The sequence below is a fragment of the Mesorhizobium sp. BR1-1-13 genome (assembly GCF_020165515.1).
Classification (GTDB): Bacteria; Pseudomonadota; Alphaproteobacteria; order Rhizobiales; family Rhizobiaceae; genus Mesorhizobium.
In genome coordinates this window covers 493,423-519,616 of record NZ_JAIUIH010000004.1, presented here as the reverse complement: position 1 = coordinate 519,616, position 26,194 = coordinate 493,423, and the positions used below count along the sequence as shown (strand labels likewise).

Here is a 26,194-nt window from a genome sequence, read left to right as displayed (position 1 = left end):
CCGGTCAGCTGCTCGGCCGGACCACCGCCAGCCAGGCGTAGCCACGATAAAGTGTGCGGAAACGGAAGCTTGCGCCAATTTTTCGCGTTTCCGATTCCAGTACCTCGCGCAACATTTCACGGGGCGCGACGTGGAAGTTTCTGAGCCAGCCGCGAAGCAGGGTCCGAAACCAGTCCGGCAGGCCTTCCTGCTGGCCGAAGTCGACGATGTGCAGGGAACCGCCCGGAGCGAGCGTTGCCAGCGCGGCCGAGACCGTCTTTTCCCAACCGGGGATCATCGACAATGAATAGGACACGAAGACACGGTCGAAGCTGTCGCGGCCGAACAGCGCCTTTGCGTCGAACTCCGTGGCATCGCCCCTTGCCAGCATGACGCGATCGGACAGGCCTTCGCGGGCAATCGCGGTGCCGGCGGTCTCCAGCATCTCTGCCGAAATGTCGAGGCCATAGAAGCGCGCGCCGGGAAAGCTGCGGGCAGCGAGGATGATGTTTCGCCCGGTGCCGCAGCCGAGCTCCAGCACCGTGCCGCCCGGCGGAACGTCCAGCCCTGATATCAGCCGGTCGCGGCCGAGCAGATAGTATTTGCGGGTCAGGTCGTAGATGTGACGCTGCCAGCGGTAGACACCATCCATCAGTTCGGCGTGATTGGCCGGCAGTTCGGTCGTGCTCATGAGGCGCGCTTCACGTAGAGATGAAAGCCGCCATAGATTGCCGAGCGGTCGCGGGCCGAGAATTCGCGCGACGCATCGCTCTCGTAACTCCACTGGTCGAGCAGGGACGCGGAGACACGGCCCGGCAGCAGACTTGGCTCGGCCGCAGTGCGGAAGATGACGCGCGCGCCGGCGGAGGCGGTGCGGGTGATTTCCGACCACAGCGCATTGAGCTGGTCGTCGGTCATCCAGTCCTGCGCGTCGAGCAGGATGAAACGGTCGACGGAACCCGCGTCCTTGCCTGCCAGAAATTCGATCAGATTGGCATGATGAATGGCGACGCGGTCGACATTGCCGCGGATGGCCTCGTAGTTCTGCCTTTCAAGATAGGCAGGCAGGGCGGCTTCGCCGGGTTCGGGGTAGCGCCTGGCAAAGGCTTGCCATGCGAAATAGTTGTTTTTCAATGGAAAATCGCAGGCGAGCTTTTCCAGCCGGGCTTTCAGCACACTGGCCATGGTACCGTCGCCGGACGTGATGAGAGAGTCATATTGCGCCGGCGGGATGCCGAGGCCGAACAACGAGGCCTTGCGGGAGGTCGCCCATTTCAAGAGTTTCTTGTCAAACACCGGCCCCAGCTCCTCGTTGAAGAAGCGGCGCTGCTCGCCGATGTTCCTGGCTTCCATCATGCCGGCAGGGTCGACGCCGAAGAATTTCGCCGTGCGGTGGCCCATGGCGATGAACAGGCCAAGCAGGCCGGTCTGGTAGAAATTGCGGTCGAAGACGGCGATGCGCCTGATGCCGCGCCAGTTGCGGCGCTCCCAATAGTGGCGGCTGACCGGGTCGAGGTGCGGCGCGATGAAGCGGTCGTAAGCCTGAGAATTGCGGTTGTTGCCGGCGGCACCGAAGAAGCGGAACAGGTCGCCCTGCGATGGCAGGTGGCGCACGGCCTCCAGCTTCATGCGGTTCAAGGCTATGTGAGCGGCATTGAGATCGACGGCGTCGATCCTGGCCGGCGACCGGGTGAGATAGGCCAGTATGTTGCAACCGCCGGAGGCAATGGTGACGACACGGTGGCCTTCGCCAAGCTGCATTGCGTCCATGTCGACATCGGGATCTTCCCAGATCTGCGGATAGACCAGGCCTGAAAACAGGAAGGCGAACAGCCGTTCGGAAATTCCGGCCTTCGACAGGGGACGGTTCTGGTAGACCGCTTTTCCAACTTCCTTGCCGCGGCGAAAGATCAGATCTGCAGAAACGTCCGTCATGGCAAGGTGATTCCCCATTTGCTTTGCTGCAAGCGGGTAACGCCCAGCGATGACAGGTCGATGACAGCAACCTGCACAGGGAGCGCAAAGCTGTTTCACCCCTGGGCAGGCGTTCCGCAAGAGGAGGATGCGAGCGATGTTACATGCGGAAACGCATCGTTACGAAACCCATGGCTGAGTGATGCATTTCCTTCTCGACCGTTCACTGCAACGTGAGCGTGTGTTGAAGGAGAGATATCATGAAAAAACTCATTCTTGCGTCGGTGTCCGCCCTTGCGCTGCTCGGCGTCGCTGCATGCAGCGACAGCGGCACGGGGACGGATAACACCACCACCCAGAGCACCAATCCGCCGGCCGAGCAGCCGATGAAACCCGCGGCGCCCGCGGATAATTCGACCAAGCCTGCCGAGCCGGCTCCGGCAACGCCCGCTCCTGCGCCCGCGCAGTAGTCCATTAGTACCTGTGTTCTGGTGAGGGCCGGCGTCTTGCCGGCCCTTCTCCCAGGCGGGTAGCGGTTCCCACACGAGATCGATTTTCGTCGGAGGCCTGATGCCGGCCGTTATTGGCTTGATAGCGGGGACCGGTTGGCTCTAAGAAGCGGCCATGTCGATTTGGGACCGTCTTGGCGACTTCATCACGCGGATTTCGTCTTCAGCCTCGTCGGGCGTCGCCGACGTGGTCGAGGCCGTGCGGACGGTTTTTTCCGGCGATGCGGATCTGCGCCGCCGCGTTGCCTTCTCGGTGGCGATGATCGCGCTCTCGGCCAAGATGGCCAAGGCCGACGGGGTCGTCACCCAGGACGAGATACGCGCCTTCCAGGAAATATTCGAGGTGCCGCCGAAGGAGACGCGCAACGTGGCGCGGCTCTACGACTTGGCCAAACGTGATGTCGCCGGGTTCGAGACCTATGCCGAGCGCATGGCGCAGCTTTGCGGCTCCGGCCATTCGAACTGCATGATGCTGGAGGATATACTCGACGGCCTGTTCCACATCGCCAAGGCCGACGGGCTGATCCATGAGCGTGAAGGCCAGTTCCTGCATCGCATCGCCGAAATCTTCCGCATAGACGAGGTGCACTACGAGGCGATCCTTGCCAGGCACGTCGATCTTGGAGCGGCCGACCCCTATGTCGTGCTCGGCATCGAGCGCGGCAAGCCGTTCGAGGAGGTCAGGAAACGCTACCGGAAGCTTGTTTCCGACAATCATCCGGACCGGCTGATCGCGCGTGGCCTGCCGCAGGAATTCATCAAGATCGCGACGACGAGGCTCGCGGCGATCAACACCGCTTATGAGATGATCGAGCGGGGCCTGCGGCACGCATGAGCGGCTTCCTGCCCGACGAGCCGAGCGCCGAGGTCAGGGTATCGCCGAATTTCGGGCCACGGCGCGAGACGCTGAAGCCCGACATGATCGTGCTGCACTATACCGGCATGCCCACAGGCGCCGGGGCCGAGGCGTGGCTATGCGATCCTGCCAGCGAGGTCTCATCGCATTATCTGGTGCACGAGAATGGACATATCGTGCAGATGGTCCGGGAAAGCGACCGCGCCTGGCACGCTGGGAAGAGTTCGTGGTTCGGACGCACCGACATCAACTCCTGTTCCGTCGGCATCGAGATCGTCAACCCGGGGCATTCATTGGGTTATCCCGGTTTTCCCAAGCGACAGATCGATGCGGTGATCGGCTTGTGTGCCGGAATAGCCAGCCGGCATGCGATTGCCCCCCAGCGGGTGCTGGCGCACTCCGACGTGGCGCCGGGGCGCAAGATCGACCCTGGCGAGAAGTTTCCCTGGCGGGCCCTGTTCGAGGCCGGCGTCGGCCACTTGGTGGCGGCGGCGCCGGTCAGGCGCGGCGCCGTGCTGAAGACCGGCGACGCCGGCGCCGATGTCGAGGCGCTGCAATCGATGCTGGCTCTTTACGGCTATGGGGTCGAAATATCGGGTGTTTTCGACCAGCAGACGCGGGTCGTGGTCCAGGCTTTCCAGCGCCATTTCCGGCCACGCCGGATCGATGGAGTGGCGGACGGATCGACGATGCGCACGCTTCAACGGCTGCTCGCTTCGCACGGGAATTGACCCGGATCAGGATGCCTTCCAAGTAATGCTTTTCCGACCTTAAGTTACAAACTGTCACCTAAAGTGACTTGCCCCGCCTTCTTTGCGCGCAATTCGGGCCCCAAAGGGCGATCCGTACAGTTTGTCGGACGTCTATCCCCCCGGATGTTCCGATTTTGATCAAGCAATGCCGCGCGGAGATCTTCACGCGGTTCAGACAGAACAGGATCACATGCAGAAATTGACCGTTGTAACGGCAGCTCTTGCTGCCGGCGTAATGACTTTTGCCTTCGGCGCGGCCAGCGCCGCGCCATTGAGCCCACGGGCCGATCAGGGGCTCGTCGCAGCGACTGCCAAGGGCAAGGCCATTTCGGCCAAAAGCAGCAAGGATGTTAAGACGGCGAAGCAGTCTAATGAGGCGAAGCAGCCTTCCGCGAAAGTGGAGAAGGCGAGCTGGACCAAGGCGAAGAAGGCGAGCACGAAACGCAAGGCGACGCGCAGCCGCAAGGTCGTCGATAAGACGACGACGGCATCGATCGGGCCAAAGGCGGCAGCGGCCTCGACGGCGGCGGCGGCCAGTGGCGGCCAGTATTCGGCCATCGTGGCGCGCTATGCCGCGAGCTACGGCGTGCCGGTCTCGCTCGCTCACGCAGTCATCAAGATCGAGAGCAACTACCGGCCGAACATGGTCGGCGGCGCCGGCGAGATCGGGCTGATGCAGATCAAGCCGTCGACGGCGCGGATGATGGGCTATAGCGGCTCGGCCAATGGGCTCTTCAATCCGGACACCAACATCAAATACGGCATGAAGTATCTTGCCATGGCGCGGGATCTCGGCGGCGGCACGACGTGCGGCACGATCCTGAAATACAATGCCGGCCACGGCGCCACCCGGATGAACCCGGTTTCGGCCGCCTATTGCAGCAAGGTCAAGGTGGAACTGGCGGCTGTCGGGTCACCGGCGTGACAAGAACCGGTCGTCACCGGCTTTTTTGGTTGCGTTTTGTGGCGTGAACCCCTTTATACGCCTGGCCAGCTGGCCGGGCGGCCGCACCAGCAAAAGCCGAAAGGCTGCGGGTGAGGAAAGTCCGGGCTCCATGGAGACACGGTGCCGGCTAATGGCCGGCGGGGGCGACCCCAGGGAAAGTGCCACAGAAAGCAAACCGCCACGACTTGGCTTTGCCGGGTCGGGGCAAGGGTGAAAGGGTGGAGTAAGAGCCCACCGCGCGACTGGCAACAGGAGCGGCACGGTAAACCCCACCGGGAGCAAGACCGAATAGGGGCGGTGCGAGGGGAAACCCTCGAGGGCTGTTTCCGGCTCACCGTCCGGGTAGGTTGCGTGAGGCGCATGGCAATATGCGCCCAAGATGAATGGCCGCCACGTTCTCGCGCCGCAAGGGGCGAGGGCCATACAGAACCCGGCTTACAGGCCAGCTGGCAGTTTTTCTCCGCGACGAGAAATTTTTTGAGATCAGCAGGTTGCACCCTCCGGCGCGCCTGTCGAGTCAGGTCTTTGACTGGTCGCCCGTGGACGCGATCGAAATCCTTCGTGTGCTGCACGGCCATCGCGATATCGAAGCTGAGCATATTGGCTCGTGATCGAGCCGGTCAGCCGCCGATCCTGTCCAGCGACGCCTCTATCGCCTTCCAGAGCTCTTCCACCGGCTCACAGCCTACAGAAAGGCGAACGAAGCCGGGCGATACCGCATCGCCTCGTTTCGAACGCCGCTCGGCAGAGGTGTGGACGCCGCCGAAGGACGTCGCGGCCTGCATCAGTTCGCAGTTGTTGATGAATTCCTCGGCCTTCTGCTCCGAAGCGAGTTCGAAGGAAACAAGGAAGCCGAAGCGTTCCATCTGGGCGCGGGCAAGGTTGTGCGAAGGATCGCCTTCCAGGCCGGGATAGCGCAGGCCCGTGATCGCCGGGTGACCTTGCAGGCGCCGCGCGATCACTTCCGCCGAGGAGCACATGCGGTCGAAGCGCACATCGAGCGTTTCGAGACCGCGATGCACAAGCCACGCTTCGAATGGCCCTGGAATGCCGCCGGACGTTTCGCGCCAATCCGTCACCGCGGCGATGATGTCGGCGTTGCGGCTCGCGACATGGCCGAACAGCACGTCGGAGTGGCCGTTGGGCGCCTTGGTGTCCGCGGCGATGACAATGTCCGCGCCATGGTCGAGCGGGCGCTGGCCGAAGGGCGTCATGGTCGTATTATCGACGACGAGCAGTGCGCCCGCTTTGTGTGCGGCTGCGGCCACCGCCGCGATATCGCATATGTCCAGCCCCGGATTAGCGGGCGTCTCTACGAAAGCCAGACGATAGCCTTCGAAACCGCCATCGAGGAAGGTCGAGGTTGGCCTTACATCGTAGGCGATGCCGAGTGGTTTCAGGAAGCGTTCGGCCAGTGCCCTTGTCGTGTGATAGCCATCCGAAGGCAGAAGAATGCGGTCGCCGGTCTTGAGGGCAGCGAAAAATGCCGCCGAAATCGCTGCCATTCCGGAAGGAAAGGCGACGCAGGGCGCGTCTTCCAGATGTGCCAGCATATGCTCTACGGCATCCCAGGTCGGATTGCTGAAACGGCCATACTGGTTGAAACCGGTGGCGTCGCCAGGCGCGTGAAAGATGGCAGCCATGGTGAGTGGCAGCGGGATGGAATCGCCGACGGCTAGTGCGTTGCGACGGAGGTGGGCAAGAGCCGCGGCGCGCGACCGTGCTGTTTCAGACATCGACATTCCAACCCTCTTGGTGACCCTGGACGTGTGGTGAGACGCTATGCCCGGCAACAGCTCGCGACAAGGCGCGTCCGGTTGGGCCAAGCGGCTCTAAACTCTTCGTTAGGCTTAATGATCCATAAAGACGAGACGTGTTTCAAAGCCGCTTCTATCGGTCGCGACTGCATGTTGTGAAGCCTGTTCCCGTTGACGCCCATAGTACCCCATGATATCCCATATCAATACCAAAGCCTTCGTTCCGCGTCAGGGTGAAGCGTACGCCAGTCGGGCAGCCGCGGCGGCTGCGCGTTTGCCGGTTTTCGCCCCTGTCATGGAGGCGGGTTCAGGGCAGGGAACGCGTAGCGGTGGCGCGTGTAACACGACGAAGAGGGGTGCGGCGGCGCAAGCCGCTGTGACGTGTGATGGACCGGTTTCTGTCGAACACGGTGAGCAAGATCGATGCGAAGGGGCGGGTGTCCGTTCCTGCGCATTTTCGCGCCGTCGTTCAGAAACGCGGCTATTCGGATCTCTACGCGCTGCGCTGCCTGGATCTGCCGGCCATGGATGTCGGCGGGCCCGACCTGCTCGACCGCTACGAGCAGCGCATCGCGCTCGAGGATCCGTTCCAGCAGACGGCGGACGACATGTCGTTCTTCTGCCATGGCGACGGAACATTCCTGAAGCTGGACCAGGATGGTCGCATCACGATCAGCGACTTCATCCGCGAACATGCCGGCCTTTCAGCGGAAGTAGCCTTTGTCGGGCGCGGCAATTTTTTTCAGATCTGGGAGCCGGGACGGCTTGCGGCCTACGGAGCGCAGGCGCGGGCCCGGCTTTTGCAGCTTCGGCAGGGGACGAAGCCTGGGGAGCGACCGGAATGACGGTGGGCCACGGCGATGACATCAACGCCGTTGGCGGACCGACCCGCCACATTCCGGTCCTCCTTGCCGAAGTGTTGCAGGCGCTCTCGCCAGTGGAAGGGGACGTCATCGTCGACGGCACGTTCGGCGCCGGCGGCTACACCAAGGCCATCCTGGCGGCCGGCGCGTCCGTGGTTGCCATCGATCGCGATCCGGATGCCATAGTGGCCGGTCGCGATCTCGAAACCCAATCAGGTGGCCGCCTGAGATTGGTGCAGGCGCCATTCTCGACGCTGGACCAGCATGTCGAAAGTGCCGACGGTGTCGTGCTCGACATCGGCGTTTCCTCGATGCAACTCGACCAGGCGGAGCGCGGGTTTTCGTTCCGCACCGACGGGCCTCTCGACATGCGCATGGCGCAGGCGGGCCTCAGCGCCGCAGATGTCGTGAACAACTTCAAGCTAGGCGATCTTGCCCGCATCTTCGGCTTCCTCGGGGAGGAGCGCCACGCCGGGCGCATCGCGCGCATGATCGAAGCGCGTCGCGAAAAGCGTCCGTTCGAGCGCACGCTGGAGCTTGCCGACGCCATCGAGACGCATATCGGCCGGGCGCCGAAGGACAAGATCCATCCCGCCACCCGCGTCTTTCAGGCGCTGCGCATCTTCGTCAATGACGAGCTCGGTGAGTTGGCCAAGGCGCTGTTCGCCGCCGAGCGGGCGCTGAAGCCGGGCGGACGGCTTGCGGTGGTGACTTTCCATTCGCTGGAGGACCGCATCGTCAAGCGCTTCATTGCCGATCGCTCCGACGCCGCGAGCGGCTCGCGCCACATGCCGGAAGCACGGGCACGCAGTGCCACCTTCAGCAAGTCCGGCGGCGGCGTGACGCCGGGTGATGCCGAGACTGCGGCCAACCCGCGCGCCCGCTCGGCAAGGCTGCGCGCCGCCATCCGCACCGATGCGCCGGCGCGTGCCGGCGACTTTTCGATTTTCGGCCTTCCAAAACTTCCCGGCCCAAAACTTCCTGGCATCGAGCGGCCGGGGGAGAGGTAGCACGTGTTTCGTTCCAGCGACATCGTCCTTATCGCCGTCATGGTCTCGGCGGCGGCCCTGACCTACAAAACCAAGCGCGAGGCCGAGGACCAATTGGCTGCAGTGCAGAAGATTCATGCTGAGATACGCTACGAGGAGGACACGATCGACCTGCTCAAGGCTGACTGGAGCCTGCTCACCCAGCCGTCGCGGCTACAGAAGCTCGCCGAACTCTACAAGTCGCAGCTTGAACTGGAGCCGGTCAGCGCGCACCAGATCGTCGGCCTCGGCGACCTGCCAGCCAAAGCCCTCGACATCCAGGACATCCTGAACGGGCGCCAAGGCGGCATGGCAGACAATTCCGGCAACACACCCTCGGACGGCAAGGATCCCATCGTGACCGGAGGCATCGCCCAATGATCGGCAAACTGCTGAAACGTCGCCCCAGGGCCACCGAGGACGGTTCGATCGTGGTCGATGGCGCCCGCAAGGCGACCGGAGGCAAAGGCAAGGCGCGCATCGTCATGACGATGGCGGTGTTCTTCGGTATCTTCTCGATCATATCAGGGCGGCTGGTCTATCTCGGCTTCCAGACCCCCGACATGTCGGGCGGCCCGCAGAGCCGGGTGACGGCCTCGCGGCCCGACATTGTCGACCGCAACGGCGAGGTGCTGGCGACGGACATCAAGACGGCATCGCTGTTTGCCGAGCCGCGCCGCATCGTCGACGCCGACGAGGCGATCGAAAAGCTGTCGACGGTGCTGCCGGAAATCGATTACGAGCAGACCTACCATAAGCTGAAGAGCGGCGCCGGCTTCGTCTGGCTGCAGCGGCAGCTGACGCCCAAGCAGCAGGCCGACATCATGCAGCTCGGCATTCCCGGTTTCGGCTTCCGCACCGAGAAGCGCCGTTTCTATCCCAGTGGTGAAACCTCGTCCTACATTGTCGGCCTGACCAATATCGACAATCAAGGCATCTCCGGCATGGAGAAATATATCGACGAGCAGGGTCTGAGCGACCTGCAGGCGTCGGGCCTGGCGGTGGCGAAGGATCTCAAGCCGGTGAAGCTCTCGATCGATCTGCGCGTCCAGCATGTGGTGCGCGACGAGATTGCCGCCGGCCTGGAGCGCTATCGCGCCATGGGCGCGGGTGCCGTCGTGCTCAACGTCAAGACCGGCGAAGTGGTGGCCATGGCCTCGGTGCCGGATTTTGATCCGAACAATCCCTACAATGCACAGGACAAGGACCGGCTGAACCGGATGTCGGCGGGACTCTATGAGATGGGCTCGACCTTCAAGAGCTTCACATCAGCCATGGCGCTCGATTCCGGCAAGGCGACGATGGCGAGCCGCTTCGACGCTTCGCATCCAATCCGGGTCGGCCATCAGGCCATTCACGATTTCCACGGCAAGAACCGTGTGCTGTCCTTGCCGGAGGTGTTCCTCTATTCGTCCAACATCGGGTCGGCCAGGGAGGCAGAACTGGTCGGCATCGAGGCGCACCGCGAATTCCTGCATCGTCTTGGCATTCTGGAGAAGATGCAGACCGAACTGCCCGAAGTCGCCCGCCCGACCGAACCGAAAGTCTGGAAGCAAGTCAATTCGTTCACCATTGCCTTCGGCCATGGCGTGTCGACGACACCGCTGCAAGCGGCCGTCGGCTGCGCGGCGCTGGTCAATGGGGGCTATCTGATGGAGCCGACATTCCTGGTCCGCAGCCAGCAGGACGCGATGGCGGCGGCCAAGAAAGTGGTTGCCGACAAAACGGTCGAGGGCATGCGCTACCTCTATACGCTCAACGCCGAGAAGGGCTCGGCCAGAAATGCCAGGGTCCCCGGCTATCGCGTTGGCGGCAAGACCGGAACAGCCGAGAAGGTCATCAATGGCCGCTACTCGAAGGACTTGAATTTCAATACGTTCGTCGCCGCCTTCCCGATGGACGATCCGCAATATCTCGTGTTCACGATTGCCGACGCCCCGCATCCGGAAAAGCCTGGGATGACAGACGTCGCGGCCAACAATGCGGGGGTTATGGCCGGCAATATCATCAGGCGTTCTGCGGCCATGCTTGGCGTGAAGCCAGATTTCAGCCATGAAAATGGTGCAACGCTGGTTTCCTATCAGTGATTCTTAGGGCGCGCCGGCAACTGCGCGCTATTTTGTTGCGGTGAACGGAACTCGATGAAGCTCAAAGAACTAGCCGGTATCCTGCCAGTCGAAGGAACAGCTTCCGCCGATCTGGAGGTTACCGGCATCTCGTCGGATTCCCGCCAGGTAAAACCCGGTGTCGTCTTTTTCGCGCTCGCTGGAAGCAAGGCGGACGGCACCGCCTATGCTGCGGACGCCGCCGCACGAGGGGCTGCCGCGATCGTCGCGGGCAAGGACAGCGCCCTTGACGGACTGCCGGTTCCCGTGTTGGCCGTCGATGACCCGCGCCTGGCGCTGGCCCTGAGCGCGGCCCGTTATTTCGGCAAACAGCCGCAGACGATGGTGGCCGTCACCGGCACCAGCGGCAAGACCTCGGTCGCCGCTTTCGTCAGGCAGATATGGGAGCAGGCCGGCTTTGCGGCGGCCTCGATCGGCACCACCGGCGTGGTGGCGCCGGGCCGCAACGATTATGGCTCGCTGACGACGCCAGATCCGGTCGCCTTGCATCAGCTGTTGCGTGAACTGGCGGACGCCGGCGTCACCCATGCCTCGATGGAGGCCTCCAGCCATGGTCTCGACCAGCGCCGTCTCGACGGTGTCAGGCTGGCCGCCGGCGGCTTCACCAATCTCGGCCGCGACCACATGGACTACCATCCGACCGTCGAGGACTATCACCGGGCCAAGTTGCGTCTGTTCGACGCGCTGCTGCCGAAGGGCGCGCCCGCCGTGATCTTCGCCGACGATCCGTGGTCGGCGCCAACCATCCAGGCGGCGAAGGCCGCAAGGCTCGACGTGCTGACGGTCGGCCGCCATGGCGATTTCCTGACGCTGAAGCGGGTCGAGCATGAGCGCCACCGTCAGCGTGCCGAGGTCGAGGCCGACGGGATGCTCTACGAGATCGACCTGCCGCTGGCCGGCGATTTCCAGATAGCCAACGCGCTGGTTTCGGCCGGGCTTGCCATCTCCACGGGAACGCCAGTCGCCAAGGCCTTGAAGGCGTTGGAGAAACTCAAGGGCGCACCCGGCCGGCTCGACCTTGTCGGGACCACTGCAAATGGTGCGCCGGTCTATGTCGATTATGCGCATAAGCCTGACGCGCTGGAAAACGTGCTTGCCTCGGTGCGCCCGTTCACCACCGGCCGGATCATCGTCGTGTTCGGCTGCGGCGGCGACCGTGACCGCGGCAAACGGCCGATCATGGGCGAGATCGCGACCCGGCTCGCCGACGTCGTCATCGTCACCGACGACAATCCGCGCTCGGAAGTGCCGGAGACGATCCGGGCCGCGATCCTTGCCGCCGCTCCCGGCGCGATCGAGATCGGTGACCGGCGCGCGGCGATCCACGAGGCCGTCGCCATGTTGCATGCCGGAGACACGCTGATCGTGGCCGGCAAGGGCCATGAGGAAGGCCAGACGATCGGCACCGAGACCCTGCATTTCTCCGACCACGAGGAAGTCCGTGCCGCGCTGCTGGAGCGGGCCGCATGAATTTGCTGTGGACATCCGAGACGCTGGTCGCCGCCATGGACGGACGACCGATCGGGCCGATGCCGGACGGCATATCGGGCATTTCGATCGACAGCCGCAGCCTTCAGCCGGGCGACGCCTTCTTCGCCATCAAGGGCGAGGCGATGGACGGCCATGATTTCGCGACCGCTGCCATCAAGGCCGGAGCCGGGGTGCTGGTCGTTGCCGAAGGCAAGCTGCCGTCGCTTGGCCGGCTGACGGCGCCGATGATCGTCGTCGAGGACGTGCTGGTGGCGCTGGAAAAGCTCGGTGTCGCATCGCGTGACCGTTCCCGGGCCAAGATCATCGCGGTGACCGGTTCGGCGGGCAAAACGACCACCAAGGAAGCGCTGCGCCACGTGCTGTTGGCGGTCGGCAAGGTGCATGCCTCGGCGCAGTCGTTCAACAACCACTGGGGCGTGCCGCTCACCTTGGCGCGCATGCCGGCCGATTGCGACTATGCCGTGTTCGAGATCGGCATGAACCATCCCGACGAGATCAGACCGCTGGTCAAGATGGTAAGGCCGCATGTCGCCATCGTCACAATGATCGCGGCGGCGCATCTTGGCTTCTTCCGCAATCTGGACGAGATCGCCAAGGCGAAGGCCGAGATTTTCGAAGGGCTGGAACCTGGCGGCGCGGCGATCCTCAACCGCGACGACGCGCGTTTCAAGCTTCTCGACAAGATGGCGCACGCCGCGGGCGTCGAGCATGTCTATGGGTTCGGCGAGAACGCGCGCTCAACCTTCAGACTGGTCAAATGCGAGGTCCATGCCGATCATTCCGACATTGCCGCCAGGATCGGCGGTCACGAGGTGACGGCTCGCATCGGCGCGCCCGGCCGCCACATGGTGCAGAACATTCTGGCGGTCCTCGGCGCGGCCCGTCTGGTCGGCGCCGATCTCGACAAGGTTGCCCTGGCGCTGGCCGATCTCTCGGCCGAGCGCGGCCGCGGCAAACGCCATGTGCTGCGTCACCCCGGTGGCTCGACTTCGAGCCATCCCGGTGGACCGATCACGCTGATCGACGAAAGCTACAACGCCAATCCCGCCTCGATGGCGGCCGCCATGGCGCTGCTCAACGCGACGCCGGTGACGGGCGAAGGCCGCCGCATCGCCGTGCTGGGCGATATGCTGGAGCTCGGCGAGCATTCGGCCAAGCTGCATGCGGCCCTTGCCGGTCTCATCGTCGGCACCGGCACGCAGACCGTCTTTCTCGGCGGTCCGGAGATGCGGGCGCTGGCGGAAGCGCTGCCGGGCGAGATCAGGACGGAATACCGCGCCAACGTCGAGGAATTGAAGCCGGTGCTGTTTGCCGCACTGAAGCCAGGCGACGTGGTGATGATCAAATCGTCGAAGGGCATCGGCTTTGCAAAGCTGGTCGATGCCTTGCTGGGCAAATTCCCGGCTGAAACGACAATCGGCAAACAGACCTAGGGTCAAGTCGGGGACGAAAAGCGCATGTTCACACTGCTCGTCGATTTCGCGGACAAGATCTCGGTCTTCAATGTCTTCCGCTACATCACCTTCCGCACCGGTGGGGCGCTGATCACCTCGGCGCTGATCGTCTTCATCTTCGGGCCGACCATCATCAATTCGCTCAGGCTGCGCCAGGGCAAGGGTCAGCCGATCCGCGCCGACGGGCCGCAGACGCATTTCAAGAAGGCCGGCACGCCGACCATGGGAGGACTGATGATCCTCTCCGGCATCATCGGCTCATCGTTGCTATGGGCGAACCTGTCGAGCATTTATGTCTGGGTGGTGTTGCTGGTGACGCTGGGCTTCGGCTCGATAGGTTTTTACGACGACTATCTGAAGGTGACGAAGCAGTCGCATCTCGGCTTTTCCGGCAAGGCGCGGCTGGCACTCGAATTCGTCATCGCCGGCATCGCCGCCTGGGCGATCATGCATAACGGGCAGGCGCCGTTCTCCTCATCGCTGACATTCCCCTTCGCCAAGGAATTCCTGATCAATCTCGGCTGGTTCTTCGTTCCGTTCTCCTGCTTCGTCATCGTGGGAGCGGGCAATGCGGTGAACCTCACCGACGGGCTGGATGGCCTGGCGATCGTGCCGATCATGATCGCGGCGGCGTCCTTTGGCGTCATTGCCTATCTCTCCGGCAATGCCGTATTCGCCGAATATCTGCAGATCCATTTTGTGCCTGGCACCGGCGAACTGGCCGTCGTGCTGGGCGCGGTCATCGGCGCCGGCCTCGGTTTTCTCTGGTTCAACGCGCCGCCGGCGGCGATCTTCATGGGCGACACCGGTTCGCTGGCCATGGGCGGGCTGATCGGCACCGTTGCGGTCGCCACCAAGCACGAGATCGTGCTGGTTATCGTCGGCGGGCTGTTCGTGGTCGAGATCCTGTCCGTCATCATCCAGGTCGGCTACTTCAAGATGACCGGCAAGCGTGTGTTCCTGATGGCGCCGATCCATCATCACTTCGAAAAGCTCGGCTGGACCGAAAGCCAGGTGGTGATCCGCTTCTGGATCATCGCCGTCATCCTGGCGCTGGTCGGCCTTTCCACCCTCAAGCTCAGATAGGCGCCCCCTGTGATTCCGGCCGCATCCTTCGCAGGCAAGTGTGTTTCGCTCTTCGGGCTCGGCGGCTCGGGGATCGCGACCGCACGCGCGCTGATCGAGGGCGGGGCTGAGGTTGTGGCCTGGGACGACAATCCCGACAGTGTCGCCAAGGCGGCAGCCGCCGGGATTGCAACCGGCGACCTGCACACAGCCGACTGGGCCAGGTTTTCCGCTTTCGTGCTGTCGCCCGGCGTGCCGCTGACGCATCCCAAGCCGCACTGGACGGTGGAACTGGCGCGCGGTTCGGGTGTCGAGATCATCGGCGACGTCGAGCTTTTCTGCCGCGAGCGGACGCTCAGCGCGCCAGCCGCTCCCTTCATCGCCATCACCGGCACCAACGGCAAGTCGACGACCACGGCGCTGACGGCGCATATATTGAAGGCTTCCTGCCGCGATACGCAGATGGGCGGCAATATCGGCCGCGCCGTGATGACGCTCGATCCGCCGCAGCCCGACCGCCACTACGTCGTCGAATGCTCGTCCTACCAGATCGACCTCGCACCATCGATCAATCCGACGGCCGGCATCCTGCTCAATTTAACGCCGGATCACCTCGACCGTCACGGCACCATGCAGCATTACGCTTCGATCAAGGAGCGGCTGGTTGCCGGCAGCGAGACCGCGATCGTCGGCGTCGACGATTCCTGGTGTGCGCAGATCGCCGAACGGCTGGAGCGGGCGGGGCGGCACGTCATCCGCATTTCGAAGCGGCTGCCGCTGACCGACGGCTATTTCGCCGATGGCACCAATTTGATGGAAGCTGTGCATGGCCGCTATAGCCGGGTCGCCTTCCTCGAAGGCATCGGCTCGTTGCGCGGGCAGCACAATGCGCAAAACGCGCTTGCCGCGGTCGCCGCCTGTCTCAAGGTCGGACTCGACCTCGGCGAGATCCAGTCCGGGCTGGAAAGCTTTCCGGGCCTGGCGCATCGCATGGAGCAGGTCGGCCGCAAGGACCACGTGCTGTTTGTCAACGATTCCAAGGCGACCAACGCCGATGCGGCGGCACCCGCGCTGTCGAGCTTTCCACGCATCTACTGGATCGCCGGCGGCCTGCCCAAGGAAGGCGGCATCGAGCCGCTGCGCGGCTTCTTCCCGCGTATCGCCAAGGCCTATCTGATCGGCGAGGCAGCGCCGGCCTTCTCGGCGACGCTGGGCGAGGCGGTGCCGTATGAGATATCGGGCACGCTTGCAGCCGCGGTCGAGCATGCGGCGCATGATGCGGCCAAGGACGATGGCGGCGAGGCGGTGGTGCTGTTGTCGCCGGCCTGCGCCAGTTTCGACCAGTTCAAGAATTTCGAGGTCCGCGGCGAAGCCTTCAGGCAAGCTGCGAATGCTATCGAGGGCGTCAAACCCATCGGAGGGGCACGATAATGCAGAGCCGTCTCGACAAAAGCCCGGTTGCGACCTGGTGGTGGACCATCGATCGCTGGTTCCTGGCGGCGTTCCTGTCGTTGATGGGACTGGGCATAGTCTTGTCCTTCGCCGCAAGTCCCGCGGTCGCCGAACGCATCGGCCTCGACAGTTTTCACTTCGCGACCAGGCAGATCATCTTCACCGTGCCGGCGCTCGGCGTGATGCTGGCGGTGTCCTTCCTCGATTCCCGAGAGATCCGGCGCATGGCGCTGATCATGCTGTGCCTGATGCTGGTGCTGATGGTGGCGGTGCTCTACATCGGCGTCGAGGTGAAAGGCGCGCGGCGCTGGGTGTCGCTTGCCGGCCTGTCGATCCAGCCCTCGGAGTTTTTGAAACCCGCCTTTGTCATCATGTGCGCCTGGCTGTTCGCCGAACATAAGCGCCAGCCCGACATTCCGGGCAATCTCTTCGCCATGTTGCTCTTGGTACTGGTCGTATCGCTGCTGGTGGCGCAGCCGGACCTCGGCCAGACCATGCTGACGACCGGCACCTGGGGTATCATGTTCTTCATGGCGGGGCTGCCATGGCTGTGGATCGTCGTGCTCGGAGCGGCCGGCGTCGGCGGCGTCTTTGCCGCCTATACGGTCTTTCCGCACGTCGCCCTGCGTATCGACAAGTTCCTCACTGGCGAAGGCGACACGTTCCAGGTCGATATGGGCCGCGACGCATTGATCAATGGCGGCTGGTTCGGCGTCGGGCCGGGCGAGGGCACCGTCAAGCGGGTCATCCCCGACAGCCATGCCGATTTCGTCTTTTCGGTCGCGGGCGAGGAATTCGGACTGATCATGTGTTTCTTCATCATGTCCATCTTCGCCTTCATCGTGCTGCGCGGCCTCAACACGGCGCTGAAGGAGCATGACGATTTCACCCGCTATGCGGTCGGCGGGCTCGTCACCGTGTTCGGCCTGCAGGCAGTCATCAACATGTGCGTCAACCTGCAGCTGGTGCCGGCCAAGGGCATGACGCTGCCGTTCATCTCCTATGGCGGCTCTTCGCAGATTGCCATCGCCATCTCGATGGGAATGGTGCTGGCGCTGACGCGCAAACGGCCGGAAAAGCGCAAGCAGGTGGGCTTTGCCCTGCCGCAGCGCGCCATGCCGGCGGAGTGACATGGCCAGAGGCGTCATCCTTCTCGCGGCGGGCGGAACCGGCGGACATCTGTTTCCGGCGGAAGCGCTGGCGCATGAGCTGAACGGGCGCGGCTGGGCGGTGCATCTGGCGACCGACGACCGCGCCGAGCGCTTCGCCGCTCACTTCCCCGCAGCCGCCATCCATCCGATCCAGTCCGCGACGCTGGGCTCGAAAAATCCTGTTGCCCTGCTTGGCGCCTTCTGGAAAATCTGGCGCGGCGTGCGCCAGGCGTCCGCCATCATCGGCAGGATCAAGCCCGATGCCGTGGTCGGCTTTGGCGGCTATCCGACCTTGCCGCCGCTCTACGCCGCGACGCGGCGCAAGGTGCCGACGCTGATCCACGAGCAGAACGCTGTGATGGGACGCGCCAACCGGGCGCTGGCCAGCCGCGTCGATGCGATTGCCGGCGGCTTCCTGCCGCAAGACGAAAGCGCCGTCGGCGCCAAGACGGTGACGACAGGCAATCCGGTTCGCCCACAGGTGCTCGAAGCCGCAAAGACCGCCTACGTTGCCTCGGCCGGGGATGATCCCTTCCGCCTGCTGGTGTTCGGCGGCAGCCAGGGCGCGCAGTTCTTCTCCGATGCGGTACCGGCGGCCGTCGCTTTGCTCCCCGAGGCACTCCGCAAGCGGCTGGTGATCACGCAGCAGGCTCGGGCCGATGACGTCGGGCGGGTGAAGGCCGCCTATGCAGCGCTCGGCGTCGTTGTCGAGGTCTCGCCCTTCTTCAGCGACATGGCGGCGCGTATAGCGGCCGCACAGCTGGTTATGTCGCGCTCCGGCGCGTCGACCGTCTCGGAAATCGCCGTCATCGGGCGACCGGCGCTGCTGGTGCCCTATCCCTATGCGCTCGATCACGACCAGGCCGCGAACGCAGCCGCTCTTGCGGCCGCCGGCGGTGGCGAGGTGGAGCCGCAATCCTCACTTTCGCCCGAGCGCATCGCGGCGCTGATTGGCGCCCTGATGGCCGAGCCCGAACGGCTCACGGCAATGGCTGCGGCGGCGAAGTCGGTCGGCAAACCGGACGCCGCGCGGTTGCTCGCCGATCTCACAGAGGCTATTGCGTCCCGCAAAACCGTTTCGGATTTTAAGAAGGGAACGCACGCATGAAGATGCCGCAGACCATAGGCCTCGTGCATTTCATCGGCATTGGCGGCATCGGCATGAGCGGCATCGCCGAAGTGCTGCACAATCTCGGCTACAAGGTGCAGGGGTCCGACCAGGCCGACAGCGCCAATGTGCAGCGGCTGCGCGACAAGGGGATCGAGTGCTTTGTCGGCCACAGGGAAGAAAACCTCGGCGATGCCGAAGTGGTGGTTGTCTCGACGGCTATCAAGAAATCCAACCCTGAACTGAAGGCGGCGAGGGAGAAATTGCTGCCGATCGTGCGCCGCGCCGAAATGCTGGCCGAACTGATGCGCTTCCGCCAGGCAGTGGCGATCGGCGGCACGCACGGCAAGACGACGACGACCTCGATGGTGGCGACGCTGCTCGAAGCCGGCGGGCTCGATCCGACCGTCATCAATGGCGGCATCATCAACGCCTATGGCACGAATGCGCGCATGGGGGACGGCGAGTGGATGGTAGTCGAAGCCGACGAGAGCGACGGGACCTTCCTCAAGCTACCGGCCGATATCGCCGTCGTCACCAATATCGATCCCGAACATCTCGATCACTACGGCAGTTTCGACAAGGTGCGCGAAGCCTTCCGCCAGTTCGTCGAGAACGTGCCGTTCTACGGCTTTGGCGTCATGTGCACCGACCACCCGGAGGTGCAGGCGCTGGTCGGCCGCATCGAGGACCGCCGCGTCATCACCTATGGCGAGAACGCGCAGGCCGACGTGCGCTTCGCCAACCACCGCATGGCCGGCGCGACCTCGGAATTCGACGTGGTGATCCGCGACCGCAAGGGACGCGGCCAGACGACGATATCGGATCTGCGTCTGCCGATGCCCGGCCGCCACAATGTTTCCAACGCGACGGCGGCAATCGCGGTGGCGCATGAGCTCGGCCTGTCGGCCGAGGCGATCAAGAAAGGCCTGTCGTCCTTCGCCGGCGTAAAGCGCCGCTTTACCCGCACCGGCTCCTGGAATGGCGTCGAAGTGTTCGACGATTACGGCCACCATCCGGTCGAGATCGCGGCGGTGCTGAAAGCCGCGCGCAGCGCCACCAAGGGCCGCGTCATCGCCATTGCCCAGCCGCACCGCTTTACCCGGCTGCATGATCTGTTCAACGAATTCTCCGCCTGCTTCAACGACGCCGACACGGTGATGGTGGCACCGGTCTACGCCGCCGGCGAGGAGCCGATCGAGGGCGTGACCTCGGACGCGCTGGTGTCGCGCATCCGCGCCGGCGGCCATCGCGACGCGCGCTACATCGAGGGTCCGGAGGCAATAGCACCTGTCATCCGTGATCTGGCCAGGCCCGGCGACTTCGTCGTCTTCCTCGGCGCCGGCAACATCACGCAATGGGCTTATGCGCTGCCCAAGGAACTGGCCGTCTCATGATGCAGGGCCAGGCGCTGATCGACAGACTTGGCGGCCGGCTTGCCGGCCTGCGCGGCCGCATCACGCCGAATGCCGAGATGGACAAGATCACCTGGTTCCGCGCCGGAGGACTGGCCGAGGCGCTCTTTCAGCCAGCGGACGAGGCGGATCTCGCTGCTTTCCTGAAAGCGGTTCCCGAAGAGATACCGCTGACCATAGTCGGCGTCGGCTCGAACTTGCTTGTGCGCGATGGGGGTATTCCGGGTTTCGTCATAAGGCTGTCGGCCAAGGGGTTCGGTGAAACCGAAATTGTTTCGCCGACATCGATCAAGGCTGGCGCAGCCACACCCGACAAGCGCATCGCCGCGGCGGCGCTGGAAGCCGGCATCGGCGGCTTCCATTTCTACCACGGCATACCGGGCGCCATCGGCGGGGCGCTGAGGATGAACGCCGGCGCCAATGGCGTCGAGACGCGCGAGCGCGTCGTCGAGGTGCGTGCGCTCGACCGCAAGGGCAACGTCCAGACGCTGAGCAATGCCGATATGGGCTATGCCTACCGGCACTCGTCGGCACCGTCCGGGCTGATCTTCACCTCGGCGATTTTCGAGGGCTTTGCCGAGGACAAGGCCGTGATCAAGGCGGCGATGGACGCGGTGCAGAACCATCGCGAGACGGTGCAGCCGATCCGCGAGAAGACCGGCGGCTCGACATTCAAGAATCCTGAAGGCACCTCAGCCTGGAAAGAGATCGACAAGGCAGGGTGCCGTGGCCTGCTGATCGGCGGCGCGCAGATGTCGCCCATGCACTGCAATTTCATGATCAACACTGGGACAGCGACCGGCTACGAGCTCGAATATCTCGGCGAAACGGTGCGCGCTCGGGTGCTCGAACATTCCGGCATCCGACTGCATTGGGAGATCAAGCGCATCGGGGACTTCCGCCCCGGGCACGCCGTGCAGGAGTTTCTTGGGCAGCTGCTCTAGCCATCGTTGAAGTTCATGTGATGCATGAACTTCAACCGGTCAGGAATGACCGTGCGACCGTTGCTCCAAAGACTCAACAGCACGGTTTTCGCATCCATTTTCTCAGAAAGTGAATCTCTCGGAATCATAAGCACTTGCCAGTGAATCAACTCTCTGATTCTCTGCTCCAAAGCGTTTCCTGATTTGAGTCGTTCGACGCGTTTCCCGCGTTTTCCGTCTGGGGGGCAACCTGCCGGGAGACTCGGACTCAATGTTGCGGAAATCTTGGTTTTTGATCCGCCGTGAGAGGGGATGACGGGGAATGAAAAACAAGCATGTGGCCGTCCTGCTGGGTGGTTTCTCGTCCGAGCGGCCCGTGTCCCTGTCTTCGGGGAAGGCCTGTGCCGATGTGCTTGAGACGGAAGGCTATCAAGTCACGCGCGTCGATGTCGGGCGCGACGTCGGCTCCGTGCTTGCCGATCTCAGGCCCGATGTCGCCTTCAATGCGTTGCATGGTCCTTTTGGCGAGGATGGCACCATTCAGGGCATTCTCGAATATCTCGGCATTCCCTACACCCATTCCGGCGTGCTCGCCTCGGCGCTTGCGATGAACAAGGAGCAGTCGAAGAAAGTCGTGAAATTGGCCGGCGTCCCCGTCGCCGAATCGAAGGTCGCCAATCGCTTCGCCATTCAGAACAGCCATCCGATGAAGCCGCCTTATGTGGTGAAGCCGGTCAATGAGGGGTCGAGCTTCGGCGTCGTGATCGTGCATGAGGGGCAGTCGCATCCGCCGCAGGTCATCGGCTCGTCCGAGTGGAGATATGGCGATACCGTCATGGTCGAGCGCTACATCCATGGGCGCGAGCTGACCTGTGCCGTCATGGGCGACGTGGCGCTTGGCGTCTGCGAGATCATCCCGACGGGCCATTCGTTCTATGACTACGATTCAAAATATGTCGCGGGCGGATCAAAACACGAATGCCCCGCAAAAGTTTCACCGAATATTTACCAAAAAATACAGACACTGGCGCTCAAGGCTCACCAAGCTGTCGGCTGTCGGGGCGTTTCCCGGTCGGACTTCCGTTATGACGATCGTCACTCCGAAAATGGCGAGGTTGTATGGCTCGAGGTCAATACCCAGCCGGGCATGACGCCGACGTCTCTGGTGCCTGAAATCGCCGCCCAGGCAGGGCATTCGTTCGGCGATCTGTTGAGTTGGATGGTGGAGGACGCTTCGTGTCTGCGTTGAAGTGGGGGCAGGGCAAGGGGAAGGGCGCGGCCGGGCCGGCGCTGTTCAGCCTGCCATTGTCGTTCGACCATTTCGTGCTGCCGCGCGTGCTTCGCCGCCCGGTGCGTATCCTGGCGCGCCTGGGCGAAGGCGAGTTCCAGGCGCCGCGCTTCTCCGTCGCGATCATGTCGGCCGTGCTCATTTTTTCGAGCGGCGCCTATGGCGCCTATCTCGGCGGTCACGCCGACGGCATCGTCCAGAGCATCACCGCCCGCACCGGCTTTGCCGTCGACCAGGTCAAGGTTGTCGGCAATCGCCAGACGTCCGAGATCGATATACTCGACAGGCTCGAACTCGATGGCTGGACGTCGCTGATCGGCTTCGATGCCGAGGCAGCGCGGGAACGCATCGCCACCTTGCCCTGGATCGAGGTCGCCGCGGTGCGCAAGGTCTATCCGCACACGTTGGAGGTGCGCGTCGAGGAGCGTCAGGCGTTCGCGCTTTGGCAGCAGGGCAGCGATCTCTCCGTCATCGAAAAAGACGGTGCCGTTATCGCGCCGTTCTCGGGTGGCAAACAGGTGCTGCTGCCATTGCTGATCGGAGCCGGCGCGCCGGCCAAGGCGCCGGAATTCCTGGCGAAGATCGAAAAATACCCGGATCTCGCGACCCGCATCAGGGGCTATGTCCGTGTCGGCGATCGGCGCTGGGACCTGAAGCTGGACAATGGCATCACTGTCAAGCTTCCCGAGGATGGCGAGGATCAGGCACTCGCCGAACTCGTCGGCATGGATCATGACAAGGGGCTGCTGTCGCGCGATATCGCAGCCGTCGACATGCGGCTGTCGGACCGGCTGGTCGTGCAGTTGACGCCGGAGGCGGCGACCCAGCGCGAAGCCGCGCTCAACGAAAAACCAAAGGCGCTGAGGCGCAAGCCGGAGACGAAGATATGAGCTGGCTTGGCGGTTCAGGCGATGCCTCGTCGCGCCGCTCCGGCACCTTGACGGTGCTGGATGTCGGTTCGAACAAGGTCTGCTGCATGGTGGCGAAGCTGAAGCCATGCGATGACGGCAAGCTGCTGCGCGGACGCTCGCACCGCATCCAGGTGATCGGCATCGGACACCAGAAGTCGCAGGGCGTCAAATCGGGCGTTGTCATCGATCTCGACCGTGCCGAACATGCCATTCGCCTCTCCGTCGACGCCGCCGAGCGCATGGCGGGGCTGACGGTCGATTCGCTGATCGTGAACATGACTGCCGGCCGGCTGAAGAGCGAAGCCTTCTCGGCTACCATAAACCTCGGCGGCCATGAGGCCGACGAGGCCGACATCAAGCGGGTGCTCGGTGCCGGCGCCAAGCAGGCGCTGAAGACCGAGCGCGAGGTGGTCCATTCGCTCCCCGTCGGCTTCTCGCTCGACGCTGAGCGCGGCGTGCGCGATCCGCGTGGCATGGTCGGCGACACGCTTGGCGTCGACATGCATGTGCTGACCGGCGACGCCGCTCCGATGCGCAACCTGGAGCTCTCCATCAACCGCTCGCATCTTTCGGTCGAGCGCATGGTGGCGACGCCCTATGCCAGTGGACTGGCGGCATTGGTCGACGACGAGCTGGAACTGGGCGCCGCCTGCATCGACATGGGCGGCGGCACGACGACGATCTCGGTGTTTTCGGAAGGCAAGTTCGTCCATGGCGACGCCATCGCCATCGGCGGCAACCACGTCACGCTGGACATGGCCAAGGGACTGTCGACCTCGCTCGATGCCGCCGAGCGGCTGAAAGTGATGCACGGTTCGGCGTTGCCCGGCAGCGCCGATGACCGCGACCTGGTCTCGATCCAGCCGATCGGCGACGAGGGCGAAGTGCCGCTCCAGATCCCGCGCTCCGTCATGACGCGCATCGTGCGCGCCCGCATCGACGAGACGCTCGAGCTTTTGCGCGACCGGCTGAACAAGTCCGGCTACGGCAATGCGGTGGGCAAGCGCGTGGTGCTGACCGGCGGCGCCAGCCAGCTTGCCGGCCTGCCGGAAGCGGCGCGCCGCATCCTGGGACGCAATGTGCGGATCGGCCGCCCGCTTGGCGTGGCGGGCCTGCCCGAAGCGGCGAAGGGGCCGGCCTTCTCGGCGGCGGTCGGCTTGTTGATCTATCCGCAGATGGCGAGCTTCGAGAGCCATCCGGCGAAAGGAATTTCCGGTCTCAGGATGACCGGAACGGGCGGAAAACTGCATCGCATGAGTCAGTGGTTGAGAGACAGTTTCTAATTGACGGGGACAGCCCCATAAGTGGCCGCGGCGGCGAAGCGGCAGGAAAGGCAAAGGACGGAGACAATGACCATCAATCTGCAAAAGCCGGACATCACCGAGCTTAAGCCACGCATCACCGTGTTCGGCGTCGGCGGCGGCGGCGGCAACGCCGTCAACAACATGATCACCGCCGGTCTGCGCGGCGTCGAGTTCGTTGTGGCCAACACCGACGCGCAGGCGCTGACCATGTCGAAAGCCGACCGGCTGATCCAGCTCGGCGCGCATGTCACCGAGGGGCTTGGCGCCGGATCGCAGCCGGAAGTCGGCCGCGCGGCGGCGGAAGAATGCATCGACGAGATCATCGATCACCTGTCCAACACCCATATGTGCTTCGTCACCGCGGGCATGGGCGGCGGCACGGGCACGGGAGCGGCGCCGGTCGTGGCGCGCGCCGCCCGCGAGAAGGGCATCCTCACTGTCGGCGTCGTCACCAAGCCGTTCCATTTCGAAGGCCAGCGCCGCATGAAAACGGCGGATTTCGGCATCGAGGAGCTGCAGAAATGCGTCGACACGCTGATCGTCATCCCTAACCAGAACCTGTTCCGGCTGGCCAATGACAAGACCACCTTCGCCGACGCGTTCGCCATGGCCGACCAGGTGCTCTATTCGGGTGTAGCCTGCATCACCGACCTGATGGTCAAGGAAGGCCTGATCAATCTCGACTTCGCCGACGTTCGTTCGGTGATGCGCGAGATGGGCAAGGCGATGATGGGCACCGGCGAGGCATCGGGCGAGGGCCGTGCGATGGCGGCCGCGGAAGCCGCGATCGCCAACCCGCTGCTCGATGAGACCTCGATGAAGGGCGCCAAGGGCCTGCTGATCTCGATCACCGGCGGCCGCGACCTGACGCTGTTCGAAGTCGACGAAGCGGCGACCCGCATCCGCGAGGAGGTCGACCAGGACGCCAACATCATCCTGGGCGCCACTTTCGACGAGGAGCTCGAAGGCGTCATCCGCGTCTCGGTTGTCGCCACCGGCATCGACAAGTCGGCGGCCGAAATCGCCGCCGCTCCGATCTCGATCCGCACCGCGCCGCAGAAGCCGGCCGCCCGCCCGGCCGTTGCCGCGCCGGAAAGCCGCCCCGCGCCGGTCCAACAGGCTGCGTACGAGCCGCGCGCCGCCGATCCGGTCGCGGAGGCGATCCAGATGGCCGAAGCAAACGCCGCGGCGATGGCGCAAGCCCGTCCGGCGCCGGTTGCCCATGCGGATGATTTCCGTCCGCAGAGCAAGATCTTCCAGGCTCCGCCGGCGCAGCCGCAACCGATGGTGCAGCCCGTAGTCCAGCAGATGCAGCCGGCGCCTCAGCCGCGCGAGATCCTGCGCGAAGTCCAGCAGCCGGTCGCGATGGCTCCCCAGCGCATGCCGCGCGTTGAGGACTTTCCGCCTGTCGTGAAGGCCGAGGTCGACGCCAAGAGCCGCCCCGCCGATCATGAGAACAGCGGGCCGATGGGACTCTTGAAGCGTCTGACCAATGGCCTGACGCGCCGCGAGGAAGAGCCGGCACGCCTGCAGCCGGCGCAGCCGCGCGAGCCCAAGCTGCGTCAGGCGGCACCGGAAGTGCGCCGTCTGGCAAGTCAGGACGCGCAGCTCTACGCGCCCCGGCGCGGCCAGCTCGACGACCAGGGCCGCCTGACGCCGCAGGCCAGGGCGACTCAGGAGGACGACCAGTTGGAAATTCCGGCGTTCCTGCGCCGCCAGGCCAACTGAGCGGTTAACGGGCTGTAACAATTGTTAACAGGCAGGCAAGCAATTGCTTGCCTGTTAACGTTCAAAGGGATGCAAATTCAAGCACTTAAGACGTCATCCATACGTCGGTTGCAGTTACAAAGGGTAAGAAACCGTGATTTGGACTATCCCTGTCGGGACATTATCTTCGCTGCC

Annotated in this window: 23 protein-coding genes and 1 other RNA gene; 21 read left to right on the top strand and 3 right to left on the bottom strand. The window is 63.9% G+C overall.

Annotated elements, in window-relative coordinates; translation table 11 throughout:
• Positions 1-4 precede the first annotated feature (4 nt).
• Together LB533_RS13215 and LB533_RS13210 are read right to left on the bottom strand one after the other, a co-directional pair.
• Positions 5-670, bottom strand: coding sequence for a class I SAM-dependent methyltransferase (locus tag LB533_RS13215; RefSeq protein WP_140639213.1), 666 nt, complete (start codon positions 668-670; stop codon positions 5-7).
• The gene (locus LB533_RS13210) at positions 667-1,914 is read right to left on the bottom strand and encodes a DUF3419 family protein (protein WP_224677313.1); all 1,248 of its coding nucleotides are present in this window, start codon (positions 1,912-1,914) and stop codon (positions 667-669) included. The genes LB533_RS13215 and LB533_RS13210 overlap by 4 nt, the downstream gene beginning before the upstream one ends.
• Before the next feature lie 239 nt (positions 1,915-2,153).
• Here LB533_RS13210 and LB533_RS13205 point away from each other — a divergent pair, with 239 nt between their 5' ends.
• From LB533_RS13205 to rnpB, 5 genes are all read left to right on the top strand, one after another.
• Positions 2,154-2,363 carry a hypothetical protein gene (locus LB533_RS13205; RefSeq protein WP_140495184.1) on the top strand — a complete coding sequence of 70 codons (210 nt, stop codon included), beginning with the start codon at positions 2,154-2,156 and terminating at the stop codon, positions 2,361-2,363.
• A 154-nt stretch (positions 2,364-2,517) separates the two neighbouring features.
• Entirely contained in the window at positions 2,518-3,237 is a 720-nt protein-coding gene (locus tag LB533_RS13200; RefSeq protein WP_140639212.1) for a J domain-containing protein, read from the top strand.
• Positions 3,234-3,989 carry an N-acetylmuramoyl-L-alanine amidase gene (locus tag LB533_RS13195; RefSeq protein ID WP_140639211.1) on the top strand — a complete coding sequence of 252 codons (756 nt, stop codon included), beginning with the start codon at positions 3,234-3,236 and terminating at the stop codon, positions 3,987-3,989. The genes LB533_RS13200 and LB533_RS13195 overlap by 4 nt, the downstream gene beginning before the upstream one ends.
• Before the next feature lie 211 nt (positions 3,990-4,200).
• The gene (locus tag LB533_RS13190) at positions 4,201-4,935 is read left to right on the top strand and encodes a lytic transglycosylase domain-containing protein (RefSeq protein WP_224677312.1); all 735 of its coding nucleotides are present in this window, start codon (positions 4,201-4,203) and stop codon (positions 4,933-4,935) included.
• A gap of 65 nt (positions 4,936-5,000) precedes the next feature.
• Positions 5,001-5,410: RNase P RNA component class A (gene rnpB / locus LB533_RS13185), an RNA gene on the top strand.
• Positions 5,411-5,576: 166 nt separating this feature from the next.
• Here rnpB and LB533_RS13180 read toward each other — a convergent pair.
• On the bottom strand, positions 5,577-6,692 hold the full coding sequence (locus LB533_RS13180) for a cystathionine gamma-lyase (RefSeq protein ID WP_140639209.1): 1,116 nt from the start codon (positions 6,690-6,692) through the stop codon (positions 5,577-5,579).
• Positions 6,693-7,099: 407 nt separating this feature from the next.
• On the opposite strand from LB533_RS13180, the gene mraZ reads away from it, so the two are divergent.
• From mraZ to ftsZ, 16 genes are all read left to right on the top strand, one after another.
• Positions 7,100-7,558, top strand: a complete 459-nt coding sequence (gene mraZ, locus LB533_RS13175) for a division/cell wall cluster transcriptional repressor MraZ (protein ID WP_140639208.1) — start codon at positions 7,100-7,102, stop codon at positions 7,556-7,558.
• The gene (rsmH, locus tag LB533_RS13170) at positions 7,555-8,586 is read left to right on the top strand and encodes a 16S rRNA (cytosine(1402)-N(4))-methyltransferase RsmH (RefSeq protein WP_140639207.1); all 1,032 of its coding nucleotides are present in this window, start codon (positions 7,555-7,557) and stop codon (positions 8,584-8,586) included. Before mraZ ends, rsmH begins: the two co-directional genes overlap by 4 nt.
• Before the next feature lie 3 nt (positions 8,587-8,589).
• Positions 8,590-8,985 carry a hypothetical protein gene (locus LB533_RS13165; protein ID WP_140580013.1) on the top strand — a complete coding sequence of 132 codons (396 nt, stop codon included), beginning with the start codon at positions 8,590-8,592 and terminating at the stop codon, positions 8,983-8,985.
• Positions 8,982-10,691, top strand: coding sequence for a peptidoglycan D,D-transpeptidase FtsI family protein (locus LB533_RS13160; protein ID WP_140639206.1), 1,710 nt, complete (start codon positions 8,982-8,984; stop codon positions 10,689-10,691). Before LB533_RS13165 ends, LB533_RS13160 begins: the two co-directional genes overlap by 4 nt.
• Before the next feature lie 54 nt (positions 10,692-10,745).
• Positions 10,746-12,200 carry a UDP-N-acetylmuramoyl-L-alanyl-D-glutamate--2,6-diaminopimelate ligase gene (locus LB533_RS13155; RefSeq protein WP_140639205.1) on the top strand — a complete coding sequence of 485 codons (1,455 nt, stop codon included), beginning with the start codon at positions 10,746-10,748 and terminating at the stop codon, positions 12,198-12,200.
• Entirely contained in the window at positions 12,197-13,654 is a 1,458-nt protein-coding gene (locus LB533_RS13150) for a UDP-N-acetylmuramoylalanyl-D-glutamyl-2,6-diaminopimelate--D-alanyl-D-alanine ligase (protein ID WP_140639204.1), read from the top strand. The genes LB533_RS13155 and LB533_RS13150 overlap by 4 nt, the downstream gene beginning before the upstream one ends.
• A gap of 24 nt (positions 13,655-13,678) precedes the next feature.
• Positions 13,679-14,761, top strand: coding sequence for a phospho-N-acetylmuramoyl-pentapeptide-transferase (mraY, locus tag LB533_RS13145; protein ID WP_140495211.1), 1,083 nt, complete (start codon positions 13,679-13,681; stop codon positions 14,759-14,761).
• Between the two features lie 9 nt (positions 14,762-14,770).
• Positions 14,771-16,171, top strand: a complete 1,401-nt coding sequence (murD, locus tag LB533_RS13140) for a UDP-N-acetylmuramoyl-L-alanine--D-glutamate ligase (RefSeq protein WP_140639203.1) — start codon at positions 14,771-14,773, stop codon at positions 16,169-16,171.
• Positions 16,171-17,322, top strand: a complete 1,152-nt coding sequence (gene ftsW / locus LB533_RS13135) for a putative lipid II flippase FtsW (protein WP_140516599.1) — start codon at positions 16,171-16,173, stop codon at positions 17,320-17,322. Before murD ends, ftsW begins: the two co-directional genes overlap by 1 nt.
• 1 nt (position 17,323) lies before the next feature.
• Positions 17,324-18,451, top strand: a complete 1,128-nt coding sequence (murG, locus tag LB533_RS13130) for an undecaprenyldiphospho-muramoylpentapeptide beta-N-acetylglucosaminyltransferase (protein ID WP_140639202.1) — start codon at positions 17,324-17,326, stop codon at positions 18,449-18,451.
• Complete coding sequence (gene murC, locus LB533_RS13125) at positions 18,448-19,848, top strand: UDP-N-acetylmuramate--L-alanine ligase (protein WP_140639201.1); 1,401 nt, start codon at positions 18,448-18,450, stop codon at positions 19,846-19,848. Before murG ends, murC begins: the two co-directional genes overlap by 4 nt.
• Positions 19,845-20,810, top strand: coding sequence for a UDP-N-acetylmuramate dehydrogenase (gene murB / locus LB533_RS13120; RefSeq protein WP_140639200.1), 966 nt, complete (start codon positions 19,845-19,847; stop codon positions 20,808-20,810). Before murC ends, murB begins: the two co-directional genes overlap by 4 nt.
• 301 nt (positions 20,811-21,111) lie before the next feature.
• A complete protein-coding gene (locus tag LB533_RS13115) occupies positions 21,112-22,038 on the top strand; it encodes a D-alanine--D-alanine ligase (protein WP_140639199.1) in 927 nt (308 codons plus the stop codon).
• Entirely contained in the window at positions 22,026-22,967 is a 942-nt protein-coding gene (locus LB533_RS13110; protein ID WP_140639198.1) for a cell division protein FtsQ/DivIB, read from the top strand. Before LB533_RS13115 ends, LB533_RS13110 begins: the two co-directional genes overlap by 13 nt.
• Positions 22,964-24,271: a cell division protein FtsA gene (ftsA, locus tag LB533_RS13105; RefSeq protein WP_140553117.1), complete on the top strand. Its 1,308-nt coding sequence runs from the start codon at positions 22,964-22,966 to the stop codon at positions 24,269-24,271. The genes LB533_RS13110 and ftsA overlap by 4 nt, the downstream gene beginning before the upstream one ends.
• Positions 24,272-24,337: 66 nt before the next feature.
• Positions 24,338-26,020: a cell division protein FtsZ gene (gene ftsZ, locus LB533_RS13100; protein WP_140639197.1), complete on the top strand. Its 1,683-nt coding sequence runs from the start codon at positions 24,338-24,340 to the stop codon at positions 26,018-26,020.
• Positions 26,021-26,194: the final 174 nt, after the last annotated feature.

Excerpts from the sequence above, each read along its gene's own strand:
- mraY (WP_140495211.1), top strand. The coding sequence starts at position 13,679 with ATGTTCACACTGCTCGTCGATTTCGCGGACAAGATCTCGGTCTTCAAT.
- LB533_RS13160 (WP_140639206.1), top strand. The coding sequence starts at position 8,982 with ATGATCGGCAAACTGCTGAAACGTCGCCCCAGGGCCACCGAGGACGGT.
- ftsW (WP_140516599.1), top strand. The coding sequence starts at position 16,171 with ATGCAGAGCCGTCTCGACAAAAGCCCGGTTGCGACCTGGTGGTGGACC.
- LB533_RS13195 (WP_140639211.1), top strand. The coding sequence starts at position 3,234 with ATGAGCGGCTTCCTGCCCGACGAGCCGAGCGCCGAGGTCAGGGTATCG.
- LB533_RS13190 (WP_224677312.1), top strand. The coding sequence starts at position 4,201 with ATGCAGAAATTGACCGTTGTAACGGCAGCTCTTGCTGCCGGCGTAATG.
- ftsZ (WP_140639197.1), top strand. The coding sequence starts at position 24,338 with ATGACCATCAATCTGCAAAAGCCGGACATCACCGAGCTTAAGCCACGC.
- murC (WP_140639201.1), top strand. The coding sequence starts at position 18,448 with ATGAAGATGCCGCAGACCATAGGCCTCGTGCATTTCATCGGCATTGGC.
- LB533_RS13150 (WP_140639204.1), top strand. The coding sequence starts at position 12,197 with ATGAATTTGCTGTGGACATCCGAGACGCTGGTCGCCGCCATGGACGGA.
- LB533_RS13115 (WP_140639199.1), top strand. The coding sequence starts at position 21,112 with ATGAAAAACAAGCATGTGGCCGTCCTGCTGGGTGGTTTCTCGTCCGAG.
- LB533_RS13205 (WP_140495184.1), top strand. The coding sequence starts at position 2,154 with ATGAAAAAACTCATTCTTGCGTCGGTGTCCGCCCTTGCGCTGCTCGGC.
- LB533_RS13200 (WP_140639212.1), top strand. The coding sequence starts at position 2,518 with ATGTCGATTTGGGACCGTCTTGGCGACTTCATCACGCGGATTTCGTCT.
- murG (WP_140639202.1), top strand. The coding sequence starts at position 17,324 with ATGGCCAGAGGCGTCATCCTTCTCGCGGCGGGCGGAACCGGCGGACAT.
- ftsA (WP_140553117.1), top strand. The coding sequence starts at position 22,964 with ATGAGCTGGCTTGGCGGTTCAGGCGATGCCTCGTCGCGCCGCTCCGGC.
- rsmH (WP_140639207.1), top strand. The coding sequence starts at position 7,555 with ATGACGGTGGGCCACGGCGATGACATCAACGCCGTTGGCGGACCGACC.
- LB533_RS13210 (WP_224677313.1), bottom strand. The coding sequence starts at position 1,914 with ATGACGGACGTTTCTGCAGATCTGATCTTTCGCCGCGGCAAGGAAGTT.
- LB533_RS13155 (WP_140639205.1), top strand. The coding sequence starts at position 10,746 with ATGAAGCTCAAAGAACTAGCCGGTATCCTGCCAGTCGAAGGAACAGCT.
- LB533_RS13215 (WP_140639213.1), bottom strand. The coding sequence starts at position 670 with ATGAGCACGACCGAACTGCCGGCCAATCACGCCGAACTGATGGATGGT.
- mraZ (WP_140639208.1), top strand. The coding sequence starts at position 7,100 with ATGGACCGGTTTCTGTCGAACACGGTGAGCAAGATCGATGCGAAGGGG.
- murB (WP_140639200.1), top strand. The coding sequence starts at position 19,845 with ATGATGCAGGGCCAGGCGCTGATCGACAGACTTGGCGGCCGGCTTGCC.
- LB533_RS13180 (WP_140639209.1), bottom strand. The coding sequence starts at position 6,692 with ATGTCTGAAACAGCACGGTCGCGCGCCGCGGCTCTTGCCCACCTCCGT.